The organism is Sphingomonas pseudosanguinis (assembly GCF_014196255.1).
Classification (GTDB): Bacteria; Pseudomonadota; Alphaproteobacteria; order Sphingomonadales; family Sphingomonadaceae; genus Sphingomonas; species Sphingomonas pseudosanguinis.
The window spans coordinates 250,103-263,042 of sequence record NZ_JACIDH010000002.1 but is presented as its reverse complement, the minus strand read 5'-3'; the positions used below and the strand labels follow the sequence as shown (position 1 = coordinate 263,042).

The 12,940-nt window shown below is 66.8% G+C and carries 13 protein-coding genes; 6 read left to right on the top strand and 7 right to left on the bottom strand.

Translation table 11 applies throughout. From position 1 onward, the window contains the following. Positions 1-11: 11 nt before the first annotated feature. The 3 genes from ntrC to dusB are packed head-to-tail and all read right to left on the bottom strand — an operon-like array spanning position 12 to position 3,518. Positions 12-1,469 (bottom strand): nitrogen regulation protein NR(I), encoded by a 1,458-nt coding sequence (ntrC, locus tag GGR48_RS05320; protein ID WP_183950843.1) that lies wholly within the window; start codon positions 1,467-1,469, stop codon positions 12-14. Continuing rightward, positions 1,466-2,533 carry a two-component system sensor histidine kinase NtrB gene (locus GGR48_RS05315; protein ID WP_183950842.1) on the bottom strand — a complete coding sequence of 356 codons (1,068 nt, stop codon included), beginning with the start codon at positions 2,531-2,533 and terminating at the stop codon, positions 1,466-1,468. The genes ntrC and GGR48_RS05315 overlap by 4 nt, the downstream gene beginning before the upstream one ends. After that, complete coding sequence (gene dusB, locus GGR48_RS05310; protein WP_183950841.1) at positions 2,517-3,518, bottom strand: tRNA dihydrouridine synthase DusB; 1,002 nt, start codon at positions 3,516-3,518, stop codon at positions 2,517-2,519. The genes GGR48_RS05315 and dusB overlap by 17 nt, the downstream gene beginning before the upstream one ends. A 91-nt stretch (positions 3,519-3,609) precedes the next feature. Between dusB and GGR48_RS05305 the strand changes: the two genes are divergently transcribed. The 3 genes from GGR48_RS05305 to GGR48_RS05295 are packed head-to-tail and all read left to right on the top strand — an operon-like array spanning position 3,610 to position 5,797. Then, positions 3,610-4,770, top strand: coding sequence for a bifunctional 2-C-methyl-D-erythritol 4-phosphate cytidylyltransferase/2-C-methyl-D-erythritol 2,4-cyclodiphosphate synthase (locus tag GGR48_RS05305; protein WP_183950840.1), 1,161 nt, complete (start codon positions 3,610-3,612; stop codon positions 4,768-4,770). Continuing rightward, a complete protein-coding gene (locus GGR48_RS05300) occupies positions 4,767-5,297 on the top strand; it encodes a hypothetical protein (protein WP_183950839.1) in 531 nt (176 codons plus the stop codon). Before GGR48_RS05305 ends, GGR48_RS05300 begins: the two co-directional genes overlap by 4 nt. After that, positions 5,297-5,797: a CinA family protein gene (locus GGR48_RS05295; protein WP_183950838.1), complete on the top strand. Its 501-nt coding sequence runs from the start codon at positions 5,297-5,299 to the stop codon at positions 5,795-5,797. The genes GGR48_RS05300 and GGR48_RS05295 overlap by 1 nt, the downstream gene beginning before the upstream one ends. Here the strand turns inward: GGR48_RS05295 and GGR48_RS05290 are convergent. Both GGR48_RS05290 and lipA read right to left on the bottom strand, forming a co-directional pair. Further along, on the bottom strand, positions 5,758-6,216 hold the full coding sequence (locus GGR48_RS05290; protein WP_183950837.1) for a type II toxin-antitoxin system RatA family toxin: 459 nt from the start codon (positions 6,214-6,216) through the stop codon (positions 5,758-5,760). The genes GGR48_RS05295 and GGR48_RS05290 overlap by 40 nt on opposite strands. Continuing rightward, complete coding sequence (gene lipA / locus GGR48_RS05285) at positions 6,216-7,139, bottom strand: lipoyl synthase (protein WP_183950836.1); 924 nt, start codon at positions 7,137-7,139, stop codon at positions 6,216-6,218. The genes GGR48_RS05290 and lipA overlap by 1 nt, the downstream gene beginning before the upstream one ends. Positions 7,140-7,288: 149 nt before the next feature. Here lipA and GGR48_RS05280 point away from each other — a divergent pair, with 149 nt between their 5' ends. Further along, positions 7,289-7,945, top strand: coding sequence for a carbonic anhydrase (locus tag GGR48_RS05280; protein ID WP_183950835.1), 657 nt, complete (start codon positions 7,289-7,291; stop codon positions 7,943-7,945). A 96-nt stretch (positions 7,946-8,041) separates the two neighbouring features. On the opposite strand, the gene aspS is transcribed toward GGR48_RS05280, so the two are convergent. Further along, positions 8,042-9,847 carry an aspartate--tRNA ligase gene (aspS, locus tag GGR48_RS05275; protein ID WP_183950834.1) on the bottom strand — a complete coding sequence of 602 codons (1,806 nt, stop codon included), beginning with the start codon at positions 9,845-9,847 and terminating at the stop codon, positions 8,042-8,044. 168 nt (positions 9,848-10,015) lie between these two features. On the opposite strand from aspS, the gene rnd reads away from it, so the two are divergent. Then, on the top strand, positions 10,016-11,194 hold the full coding sequence (gene rnd, locus GGR48_RS05270; protein WP_183950979.1) for a ribonuclease D: 1,179 nt from the start codon (positions 10,016-10,018) through the stop codon (positions 11,192-11,194). Beyond that, positions 11,191-11,478: an I78 family peptidase inhibitor gene (locus tag GGR48_RS05265; RefSeq protein WP_183950833.1), complete on the top strand. Its 288-nt coding sequence runs from the start codon at positions 11,191-11,193 to the stop codon at positions 11,476-11,478. Before rnd ends, GGR48_RS05265 begins: the two co-directional genes overlap by 4 nt. On the opposite strand, the gene GGR48_RS05260 is transcribed toward GGR48_RS05265, so the two are convergent. Next, a complete protein-coding gene (locus tag GGR48_RS05260) occupies positions 11,465-12,937 on the bottom strand; it encodes a Ppx/GppA family phosphatase (RefSeq protein ID WP_183950832.1) in 1,473 nt (490 codons plus the stop codon). The two genes, GGR48_RS05265 and GGR48_RS05260, sit on opposite strands and share 14 nt — an antisense overlap. Positions 12,938-12,940: the final 3 nt, after the last annotated feature.

The following is a 12,940-nucleotide window of genomic DNA, read 5'->3' as shown; positions in this document are numbered from 1 at the left end:
ATCCATAAAAATCACACGGCCGGATCGGCTGCTTCATCGTCGCCGGACGTCGAAATGTTCAGACTATCGAGCCTTTTGCGCAGCGTATTGCGATTGATGCCCATCGCGCGTGCGGTCCGCAATTGATTGCCGCCGTGGCGGGCGAGCATCGCTTCGATCAAGGGGCGCTCGACCTCGCCGATGACCCGGTCATAGAGGGTCCCGTCATCCAGCAGGCCGGGCCGTTCGATCGCCAGCCGCGCCAGATAGCTTCGGACCGCGGCCGCCAGATCCGGCACCGCTGCCCGGCCGCCCCCCGCCGTCGCCCCGCTCAGCGCGGCTTCGCCCAGCATCGTCCGGACCGCTTCGGCGTCGATCACTTCGTCGCGCGCCAGCACCGCGAGCCGGCGCATCAGATTTTCCAGCTCGCGGACATTGCCCGGCCAATCGTGGACGACCAGCACGTCGAGCGCCTGTGCGTCGATCTTGCGCCGGGGCAGGCCCTGTGCAGCGGCATTCTCGAGAAAGTGCCGGGCGAGCAGTGGAATATCCTGTCGCCGCTCGCGAAGCGCGGGCAGCGCGATCGGCACGACGTTCAGCCGGTAGAACAGGTCCTCGCGAAACTGGCCCGACGCCACCTGCTGGCTCAGGTCGCGATTGGTGGCAGCGACGATGCGGACATCGGTCCGGATCGTCCGCGCTCCACCGACCGTCGTGAATTCGCCCGACTGGAGCACGCGGAGCAGGCGGGTCTGCGCCTCCATCGGCATGTCGCCGATTTCGTCGAGGAACAGCGTGCCGCCCGAGGCTTGCTCGAAGCGGCCGGCATTGCGCTGCGCTGCGCCCGTGAAGGCACCACGTTCATGGCCGAACAGTTCGGCCTCGATCAGTTCGCGCGGGATCGCCGCCATGTTGATCGCGACGAAGGGTGCCGAGCGCCTCGGCCCCAGATCGTGGATCGCGCGCGCCACCAGCTCCTTGCCGGTGCCCGACTCGCCGGAGATGAGCACGGTCAGGTCGGTCGCGACCACGCGCGCGATGACGCGGTACACGCTCTGCATCGCCTGCGACCGGCCGATCAGCGGCAGGGCGCGGTCGTCCTCACCCAAGCCGTCCTCGACCAGCACGCCACCCCGCGCCAGCGCGCCGGCGACCGCATTGGTCAGGGCATCGAGGTCGAACGGCTTGGGCAGATATTCATAGGCGCCCACCTCCGCCGCTCTCACCGCCGTGGTCAGCGTGTTCTGCGCCGACAGTATGATGATCGGCAACGCGGGGAAACGCTCGGCCACCCCCCGGATATGGTCGATCCCATCGCCATCGGGCAGGATGACATCGGTAACCAGCACATCGGGTGCGCCGCTCGCGAGCAGGCGGTCCAGCCGCGCCAGCGTCTCGACCACGGTGACCTCATGACCGGCGCGGCGCAGCGCCTGTCCGACGACGGTGCGGATGGCGGCGTCGTCGTCGACGACCAGAACATGGCTCATGCGCGGGCCCTGGGCAGCAGCAGACGCAGCACGGTCATTTCGGGCGAACCTTCCCTGGCATATTGGATGATCCCGTTCATGTCGCGCGCCAGCTTGTCGACGAGCGCAAGGCCAAGCCCCTGCCCCTCGCGACGACCGGAGACGAACGGGTCGAACAGATGATCGACGATGTCGGGCGGTGCACCCGGACCATTGTCGATGATGCAAATCTCGATCGGCAGCGGCAGCCGCTCCTGCCCCCCGCCAATGCTGACCGACATGCCGTGGCGATAGGCGGTGGTCAGTACGATACGTGGAGTACGCTCCTGGCGCACCGCCTCACGCGCGTTCTTCAGCAGGTTGATGACGATCTGGAGCAGCGCGTCGCGATTGATCCAAGCCGGGGGCAGCGAGGGGTCGAAACGCTCCTCGATCTCGATCCCGCGCGCGAAACCGGCGAGCGCCACGCCGCGCGCATGGGCGAGCAAGGGGTAGATATTTTCGGCGGCCAGCGGCAACGGCCGCGTGTCGCTAAAGTCCTGCATCCGGTCGATCAGCGCGGCGATCCGGTCGACCTCGGTGGTGATCAGGGTGGTCAACTCGCCGCCATTGAGAAGCTGGGCGGCGCCCCGGATACCCGACAGCGGGTTCTTGATTTCGTGCGCCAGCATGGCCGCCGCCCCCACCGCCGCGCGGGCACCCGCCCCCCGGTCGGAGGCATGGCCCAGCCGGCGCGATGGTCCCGCGCTGTGCAGTGTGATCGCTCGCCAGCCGGGATGGTCGGGGATTTGCGCCTCGACGAAGTCGACGCGGATCTTTGGCCCATGCGGCGTCGCGATGACCGTGTCATAGATCGCAAAGCCATGGCCATCGCGGCTGCGCGGCGCCTCGGGCGGGGGCAGGATGGCGTCCAAGGGCTGGCCGATCATCAGCCGCTCAGACAGGTTGAGCAACTGCTCGGCCAGGCCATTGGCATGGACGATGCGATCGTCGGGATCGACCACGACCACGGCGACCGGCAAGGCGGCGAACAGCGCCGCGAAGCCGGGTCGGCCGTGGCGCGCAGGCTCAGGCGGCAGCGGCAAGCTCGATCTGCGGCATGTAGAAGTCGTACAGCATCGCCTTGACGCGATCCGCGTTCGGCTCCTTGTTCACCGTGTTGCGGAACTCGGCCGAGCCGTGCAGGCCGCGCGTGTACCAGCCGATATGCTTGCGCGCCATGTTGACGCCGGTCTCGGTGCCATAATGGTCGAGCATTGCGTCATAATGTTCTGTGACCGCGCGATATTGTTCTTCGAGCGTCGGATCGTCCAGCCGCTCGCCGGTGGCGAACCAGTGCATCACCTGCCCCAGCAGCCAGGGCCGGCCATAGGCGCCGCGTCCGATCATCACCCCGTCCGCGCCCGACTGGTCCAGCGCCGCATCGGCATCGTCGAGCGAGCAGATGTCGCCATTGGCGATGACGGGGATGCTGACCGCATCCTTGACGTTGCGAATGAACGCCCAGTCGGCCGAGCCCTTGTACATCTGATTGCGGGTGCGGCCATGGACCGTGATCATCTTGACCCCGATGTCTTCGGCGATGCGCGACAATTCGGGGGCGTTCAGGCTGTCATGGCACCAGCCCATCCGCATCTTCAGCGTGACGGGCACGTCCACGGCCTTCACCGTCGCCTCGATGATGGCGGAGGCCAGCTTCAGGTCGCGCATCAGCGCCGAGCCGGCGTCGCCATTGACGACCTTGCGCACCGGACAGCCCATGTTGATGTCGATGATCGCCGCACCGCGATCGGCGTTCAGCTTTGCCGCCTCCCCCATTTCATAGGGGGTGCAGCCGACCAGCTGCATCGACACCGGCTCCTCCAGCGGATGCCAGGCGGCCTTCTGGATCGACTGGCGGGTCTCGCGGATCGCCGCCTGGCTGGCGATCATCTCCGTGACGTTCAGACCGGAGCCATAGCGCCGGACGAGCGTGCGGAACGGCATGTCGGTCACGCCGGTCATCGGCGCCAGAACGACGGGGCTGTCGATCGTCACCGGACCGACCTGGATAGGAGCGAGGTTACGCATAAAACTGCCTGAAAAATGAGCAGCCATTTAGTCCGAATCGCCGGAAAAGGCAATGTTGCCGACCCCGGCCAAAAGTCGCTAGGCGGAGCGCATGAGCCAGATGGAAAAGATCGCCGCCCTGATCGTCGCAGCGGGTGGCGGCACCCGCATGGGCGGCGGCGTGCCGAAGCAGTTCCGCGATCTGGGCGGACGCCCGATGCTGGCCTGGAGCCATGAGGCGCTACGCACCCATCCGGCCATATCCACCGTGCTGACGATGGTGGCGGCGGATCAGATCGATGTAGCCCGATCCTTGCTGCCCGACGCACAGGTCGCACCCGGCGGTGCCAGCCGCCGCGAGTCGGTGGCCAAGGGACTTCGCCAATTGGCGCTGGAGGGCGTGACCAAGGTCCTGATCCATGACGCCGCGCGTCCATTCCTGTCGCATGACGTCATCGACCGGGTGCTCGCGGGCTTGGCGTCGGCGGATGGTGCCATGCCGGTGCTCGCGGTGGCGGACACGCTGGCGCGCAACGCCGACGACGTGCTGGGGGAGATCGTACCGCGTGACGGCGTGGTTCGCGTGCAGACGCCGCAGGGCTTTCATATGCAGGCCGTCATAGCCGCCCATGCCGCCTGGCCCGCCGAAGCGGAAGCCACGGACGACGCGCAGATGGTGCGACGGCTTGGCGGGCGCGTCGCTTTGGTGCAGGGCGATGCCATGCTCGAAAAGATCACCTATCCCGACGACATGGCCGGCGCCGACATGCGACTGGCATGGGAAACACGCACCGCCATGGGGTTCGACGTGCACCGGCTGGAGGATGGCGAGGAACTGTGGCTCGGCGGCGTCCTAATCCCGCATCATCAGGGCCTGTCGGGGCATAGCGACGCCGATGTCGCGCTCCATGCGCTGACCGACGCGCTGCTGGGCACCATTGCCGCCGGTGACATCGGTACGCATTTCCCGCCCAGCGATCCGCAATGGAAGGGTGCCGAGTCGGGCCAGTTCCTGCAACACGCCGCCAAGCTGATCGCCGACAAGGGTGGGCGGATCGATTTCGTCGACCTGACCATCATCTGCGAAGCGCCCAAGATCGGCCCGCACCGCGCCGCCATGGTCGCGCGGATCGCCGAACTGCTCCAGATCGACCAGAGCCGCGTCAGCCTGAAGGCGACGACGACCGAACGACTGGGCTTTACCGGACGCGGCGAAGGCATCGCGACCCAGGCCGTCGCCACGGTACGCCTGCCGGGTGGAGCACAGGCATGAAGCGGCTGGGTCTCGCGCTGGCGCTGATCGGTCTGGCGGTGCCGGAAGCCGCGATGGCGCAGCAGCGCGCCTGCATCACCGCGCCCGAGGCCGAGGCAATGACGCTGGTCGCGATGCCGGACATTCTGCGTGAGACCGGTCGGGTGTGTGCCGCGCACTTGCCCGCGAATAGCCTGATCCGGGGCAACGGCACGCTGATCGCGAAATATGAGACGGCCGCTGAGCAGGCTTGGCCGGCAGCGCGGGCGGCGATCGTCATGCTGTCCGACCCGACGGTCGACACGCTGCTGCAATCCGATTTCGCCCGGCCGCTGCTGACCTCGCTGCTGGTGCCGTTCATTGTCGGGCGGATCGGGCTGGAGGATTGCGGCGTGATCGACCGGCTGGCGACGCAGCTTGCCCCCCTGCCCCCGCGCAACATGGCGTCGGTGGTCGTCACCGCGCTTCAATATCTGAAAAGCGAGAAGGCGCGCGGCCGGCAGGTGGCCGTGCCCGACCTGCCGCTTTGCCCGATCGGAACCCGCTGATGGACGTGCTACTTCCCAATGACCTGATCGCGCTCGCCGAGCGCGTGGTCACCGCCAACCGCGCCATCGGCCGCCGTGTCGCGCTGGCCGAAAGCTGCACCGGGGGACTGGTGTCGGCCGCGCTGACCGAGATTCCGGGATCGTCGGATGTCGTCGAGGCGGGCTTCGTCACCTATTCCAACAAGGCGAAGATCGACCTGTTGAAGGTCAATTCCGAGCTGATCGAGACCTTCGGCGCCGTCTCCACCGCGACCGCCTGGGCGATGGCGCAGGGTGCACTGGCGGCGAGCGAGGCGGACATCGCCGTCGCGATCACCGGCGTCGCCGGTCCCGGTGGCGGCACCCCGAAGAAGCCGGTCGGGACCGTCGTCTTCGCCCAGGCGCTGCGCGGCGGCGACCCCGAGGACATCAAGGCCGAGCGTCACGAATTCGGCGACATCGGCCGGGGCGGCATCCGGCTTCAGGCGGCGCTGTTGGCGCTGGGGCTGCTCTTGCCGTAAAGCTTGGCGGCGCGGTCCTCGAACGCGCCGATCATGCGGCGCAGCGCGGTGCCGAACACCTGCCCCGCCAGCATCTCGAACACCCGGTTCTTGAATGCGAAGTCGACGGTGAAGTCGACCGCGCATCCCTGTTCCTCGGGACGGAAGCGCCAGTTGTTGCGCAGATACTTCAAAGGCCCGTCGAGATATTCGACGTCGATCGCCTCCGGCCGGGCCTTGGTGACCCGGCTGGTGAAGGTCTCGCGCAGCCCCTTGAAGCCGACGATCATGTCGGCGACCGTCTCGGTGTCCGAATTCGAACGCACACGCATCGCCGACACCCAGGGCAGAAACTCCGGGTAGCGGGCGACGTCGGCGACCAGATCGAACATCTGCTCCGGCGTATAGGGCAGATGCCGTGTCTCGCTATGCTTGGGCATCAGCGCGCGGTCGCCAGCTTCGCCTCACGCGCGGCACGCAGCCGCTCGAAATCGTCGCCGGCATGATAGCTGGAGCGGGTCAGCGGCGAGCTGGCGACGAGCAGGAAGCCCTTGGCCCGCGCGATCGCGGCATAGGCGTCGAACGCCTTGGGCGTGACGAACTCGGCCACCTTGGCATGGCGCGGCGTCGGCTGGAGATACTGGCCCATGGTCAGGAAATCGATGTCGGCCGAGCGCATGTCGTCCATCACCTGATGGACCTCCAGCCGCTCTTCACCCAGGCCCAGCATGATACCCGACTTGGTGAAGATCGACGGATCGTGGCGCTTCACGCTTTCGAGCAGACGCAGCGACGCATAATAGCGCGCGCCGGGGCGGATCGTCGGATAGAGCCGGGGCACCGTCTCTAGGTTGTGGTTATAGACGTCCGGGCGCGCCTCGACGATCGACTCGATCGCGGCCTGCGCCTTGTTGCGGAAATCCGGCGTCAGGATTTCGATCGTCGTGTTCGGGGTGGTCCGGCGCAGCGCCTGGATCACCTTCACGAATTGCGACGCGCCGCCATCGGGCAGATCATCGCGGTCGACCGAGGTGACGACGATATGGTTGAGCCCCATCTGCGCGGCGGCGTCGGCGACGTTCTGCGGCTCCATCGCATCGACCTTGCGCGGCATACCGGTCTTGACGTTGCAGAAGGCGCAGGCCCGGGTGCAGGTGTCGCCCAGGATCATGACGGTCGCATGCTTCTTCGACCAGCATTCACCGATATTGGGGCACGCGGCCTCTTCGCACACGGTCGTCAGGCTCTTCGCGCGCATCAGTTCGCGCGTGGCGGCGAAGCCTGCGCTCGTCGGCGCCTTGACGCGAATCCAATCGGGCTTGCGTGCGCGCACCGGCGCGGCCAACGGTGTCAACTCGTTCATGGGTTGCGAAATAGCGACGCACCGGGCCGGACACAATGCCTGCCGATGTCGCGCCCGTCCGCGTCGGACATACTTTGATATGGAACCGACATGGCCCTGTCCGGTTCCAGCGTTACAACGCCGTTTCCATAACTGGATAAGAGAGAGCAATGACCGACTTTAACGACCTCGTGGATGGCTATCAGCGCTTTCGGACGTCCGATTGGCGTCGCCAGCGCGACCGCTGGGCCGAGTTGAAGGAAGGGCAGAGCCCCAAGGTCATGGTCATCGCGTGCTCGGACAGCCGCGTCGATCCGGCGCAGATTTTCGACACGCTGCCCGGCGAAATCTTCGTCGTCCGCAACGTCGCCAACCTCGTCCCTCCGTTCGAGACCGGTGGCGGTCATCACGGCGTGTCGGCCGCTCTGGAATTCGCGGTGACGCAGCTGGAAGTAACGGACGTCGTCGTCATGGGTCACGGCGCTTGTGGCGGCTGCAAGGCTGCGCTGACGCAAGGGTTTGCCCATGCGCCGCAGGGTGAAGGTGGCTTCGTCTCCGACTGGGTGAGCCTGCTGGACGATGCACGCGAAAAAGTCATCGCCAAGCACGGCGACGGCGCCGATGCCGACGCGATGCGTGAGATGGAGCTGGAATCGGTCCGCACCTCGATTGCCAATCTGCGCACCTTCCCCTTCGTCACCAAGCGTGAGGATGCGGGCAAGCTGACGCTGCGCGGCGCCTATTTCGCGATCGCCGATGGCGTGCTGCACCTGATGGACGAGAATGGCGAGTTCAAGCCCGCCGCCCCGGCCCTGGCTGCAGCGTAAGGAACTCGGTCCGGGTCCCCGACCCGGACTCGAGACGTAAAAAAGGGCGGACGCCGCATTCGGCGCCCGCCCTTTTATTTGCCCTGAATGACCAGGTCAGCCAGCGACGACCTGATCCACATCCTTCTTCGCTTCCGCGGTCGAACGCAGCGACAGCTCGCGCATCTGCTTGTTGCTGGGCAGGCTGGGCGCGCCCATCAGCAGGTCCTCGGCACGCTGGTTCATCGGGAACAGCGAGATTTCGCGAAGGTTCTGCGCACCGCAGATCAGCATAACGATACGGTCGACACCGGCGGCCATGCCACCATGCGGCGGGGCGCCGTACTGGAACGCGCGATAGAGCCCGCCGAAGCGCTCCTCGACATCCGCCTTCGATAGGCCGACCTTCTCGAACGCGGCGACCATCAGTTCGGGGCTCTGGTTGCGGATCGAGCCCGACGCGATTTCGAAGCCGTTGCAGACCAGATCATATTGATACGCCTTGAGCGACAGCGGATCGGCGGAGGTGAGCGCTTCCATGCCACCCTGCGGCATCGAGAAGGGGTTGTGGGCGAACTCGACCTTCTTCTCGTCCTCATCCCATTCGTAGAAGGGGAAGTCGACGATCCAGCACAGGCGGAACGCGCCTTCCTCGATCAGGCCAAGCTGCTCGGCGACGCGGGTACGTGCGAGCCCAGCCAGCTTGGCCGCCGCCTCGACCTTGCCCGCCGCGAAAAACAGGCCGTCATCGGGGCCGAGGCCGAGCGCGGCGTAGAGCGCTTCCATACCCTCGGTGCCATGGTTCTTGGCGATCGGACCGCCGAACTCGCCGCCCTTGCGGGTGACATAGCCCAGGCCCGCATGACCCTCGGCGCGTGCCCATTCGTTCATCTCGTCGAAGAACTTGCGGCTCTTCTCGGCGGTCTTGGGCGCGGGGATCGCGCGGACGACGCCGCCCGAGCCGACGATCTTCTCGAACAGGCCGAAGCCCGAGGTCGTGAAATGCTCCGAGACATCGGTGATGATCAACGGGTTGCGCAGGTCGGGCTTGTCGTTGCCGTACTTCAGCATCGACTCCGAGTACGGAATGCGCGGGAACTCACCTACGGGCGTGACGGTGCGGCCATCGGCGAACTTCTCGAAGATGCCACCGATCACCGGCTCCATCGTCTCCCACACCTCTTCCTGGGTGACGAAGCTCATCTCCAGGTCGAGCTGATAGAACTCGCCCGGCAGGCGGTCGGCGCGCGGGTCTTCGTCTCGGAAACAGGGCGCGATCTGGAAATAACGGTCGAAGCCAGCGACCATCAGCAGTTGCTTATATTGCTGTGGCGCCTGCGGCAGCGCGTAGAACTTACCCGGATGGATGCGGCTGGGCACCAGGAAGTCACGCGCACCTTCCGGCGACGAGGCGGTCAGGATCGGGGTCGAATATTCGGTGAAGCCTGCCGTCTCCATGCGACGCCGCATGTCCGAGATCACCTGGGTGCGGCGCACGATATTGGCGTGCAGCGTGTCCCGGCGCAGGTCGAGGAAGCGATAGCGCAGGCGAATGTCTTCGGGATATTCCTGCTCGCCCGCCACCGGCATCGGCAGCTCCTCGGCGGCCGACAGCACGGTCGCGCCGCGCGCGAACACCTCGATCTCGCCGGTTGCCAGGTTGGCGTTCACGGTGCCGGCCGAGCGGGCCTTCACCACGCCGTCGATGGTCACGACCGACTCAACGCGGACGCTTTCCAGAATGGCGAGCGCGGGCGTGTCGCTGTCGGCGACGATCTGGGTGATGCCATAGTGATCGCGCAGATCGACGAACAGCACGCCGCCATGATCGCGCTTGCGATGGACCCAGCCCGAGAGGCGGACCGTCTGGCCGACCGCTTCGGCGGTCAGCGCGGCGCAGGTGTGAGTACGATAGGCGTGCATGGGGGCATTCTTCCGAACGTCTGATGAAAGTGCTGCCGCTTCCCCGCCCACCCCGGTTTTGTCAATCAATATGTACCGACAGACCCGGGGATCGGGGAAAGCGCATCCGATCGTAACGGGGTCGTGTTCTTCTTTGTCAAGGCGCGAGCACGGCGCTATGTGCGGATGATGCACGTCCATCCGTTGATTACCGACAGCGCCACGCTCGCCAATCTTTGCGCCCGCCTGTCCCAGGCCGACTTCATCACGGTCGATACCGAATTCATGCGCGAAAGCACCTATTGGCCCGAGCTGTGCCTGATCCAGATCGCCGATACGCAGGAAGCCGCCGCGATCGATCCCAAGGCCCCCGGCCTGGACATGACGCCGCTGCTCGACCTGCTGGTCAACAATGACGAGGTGCTGAAGGTCTTTCATGCCGGCGGCCAGGATATCGAGATCATCTACAATCTGACCGGCAAGACCCCGCACCCGCTGTTCGACACGCAGATCGCGGCGATGGCGCTGGGTCAGGGCGAGCAGATCGGCTATTCCAATCTGGTCGACAGCTGGCTGGGTATCCAGGTCGACAAGGGTGCGCGCTTCACCGACTGGTCGCGCCGTCCGCTCGACCAGCGGCAGGTCGATTATGCGATCGGCGACGTGACCCATTTGTCGGCGATCTTCCCCCGGATGCTGGAGCGGCTGCGCAAGACCGGGCGCGGCGCGTGGCTGGACCAGGAGATGGAGCGGCTGGCCGATCCCGAACATTATGCCAACGACCCGGACTCGGCCTGGAAGCGGGTGCGCGTGTCGGGGCGCAAGCCCGACATGCTCGGCCGGATGAAGGCGCTGGCGCGCTGGCGCGAGCTGGAGGCCCAGGCGAAGGACTTGCCGCGTGGCCGCATCGTCAAGGACGAGACGCTCGCCGATCTGGCCGGGCATCCGCCGCGCAAGCAGGCCGATCTGGCCAAGGTACGCGGCCTGTCCGCGACCTGGGCGAGCAACGACATCGGCGGACGTCTGATGGATGCGCTGGAGACGGCGACCCCGCTCGACGCCGACGAACTCCCCGCGCGCGACGACCGCAAGCCGGGGCTGGGCCGCGAAGGTGCGCTGGTCGCCGATCTCCTCAAGCTGCTTCTCAAGATCCGCGCGCGCGACATCGACGTCGCGCCGCGTCTGCTCGCCCGCTCGGACGATCTGGAGATGCTGGCGGCGGGCGTCCGCAGCGGCCTGGCGGTGCTCGACGGCTGGCGCTTCGAACAGTTCGGCCGCGACGCGCTCGATCTGGTCGAAGGCCGCACCGGCTTCGTCGTCAAAAACGGCAAGCTTAAGATGGTGCGGACCGAGGACGAACCGGCATGATCCGAGTGCTGACGATCGTGGCGTTGCTGCCGCTCATGGCCTGCACCGCCACCGCCAAGCCGGAAGAGGTATCCGACCTGATCGGTTGCGGTGAGACGCGGGTCGCCGATCTGGTCGGCAAGCCTTGGACCGAGGCGATGCGGGCACCGACGCTGAAGCGCACCGGCGCCCGCACGATCCGCGTGATCGCGCCGGGCGACGCGGTGATGATGGACTATCGCACCGACCGGCTGAACATCGAAACCGATGCGGCCGGCCGGGTCGTCAGGATCAAGTGCGGCTGAGCCGAACCGGCGTCCGCCCCATGGCGGTGGCCAGCGCCGCATGGCGGCGCTCCACCGCTTCGCCGTAAAAGCCGCGATCCTCTTCGCGCATCGCCAGGCCAAGCGTCGACTCGTCGATCACCAGTCCGCTCCGTTCCAGCGGTCCGGCCAGTCCTCCGCTCAGTCGCTGCCCCAACCGGACCGCCAGGCCCCAACTGGTCGCCAGCTTCAACTGCGCCGGGCTCGCCAGTTCGGCCAAAGGTGCGGGTACGTCTAATCCGCCGCCCAGGCTGGTGTGCAGCGCCTGCGCCAGCATCGCGCGGCCGACCGCATCGATACCGACCCAATTGCCGTGCAGCGCGATCTCCACCCCCCGCTCTGAGCGAAATTCCGGATTGGCGCGCCAGCCGACATCGGCCAGCAGACAGGCCGCGTGCCGCAGCCGTGCCTCGGCCGCCGCCTCACCGTTGAACAGCGGCGCGGTCCAGCTTTCGAGCAGATCGCCATGTTCGGGGAAGCGGCCGAGCAGTCGTCCTTCCTCCCGCGCCGCGACGATCAGCGGGTCGAGCGCGCGCGTCTTGGCATCCAACCCGCCATAGAGCAGGCCCTCGCGCAGGCCATAGGCCGAGACGACCGTCGTGCTGCTACCCAGATGCTTGAGCAGGACGCTGAGCAGCGCCGTGGCATCGCCCAGCGTGGCGGCGCGGCTGGACGATAGACCCTTCACCTCGCGCAGGCGTGCCTTGCTGAGGTGCGGGATCGTGCGTGACAGCCGCAATATGTCGGTCGGCGTCAGCTCATAGTGGTGGATGATGGGCAACGGATAGCCGGCCAGCGTCATGTCCAGCCGCGCCAGCGCGCGCCATGATCCGCCGACCAGATAGAAGGGCAGGCCTCGCCCGCGTCCTTCCCAACCGGCCTCCTCGATCAGGCGGGCGATATGCCGCTCGAACGTCTTGCCGCCGCGTTCGCGCAGCGCCGGGATGCGCAGCACGCCCAGCGGAAAGGACACCCGGTCCTCGACCTGACCGTCACGGACGCGCACCAGCTCCAGGCTGCCGCCGCCCAGATCGCCGACAATGCCATCGGCGTCGGGGATGGCCGACAACACGCCCTCCCCCGCCCCCTTGGCTTCCTGCTCGCCCGATAGCAGTTCGACCTTGAGGCCCAGCGATTCGGCGCAGGCGATCAGCTCACCGCCATTGGCCGCATCGCGCACCGCCGCGGTCGCCACGGTGCGCAGCGTCTCCACACCCATCTCGCGCGCAAGACTGGCGAACCGGGCGAGCGCCACCTGCGCCTTGCCGAGCGCGACCGGATCGATCGCACCGGTCGCAGCCAGACCGCGCCCGAGGCCCGCCATGACCTTCTCGTTGAAGAGCGTCGCCGGCAGGCGCGGCGGCCCCTGATAGACGACTAGCCGGACCGAGTTCGAGCCGATGTCGATGATCGCCATGCGCGGCGCGTGCGTTCCTGCCATGGT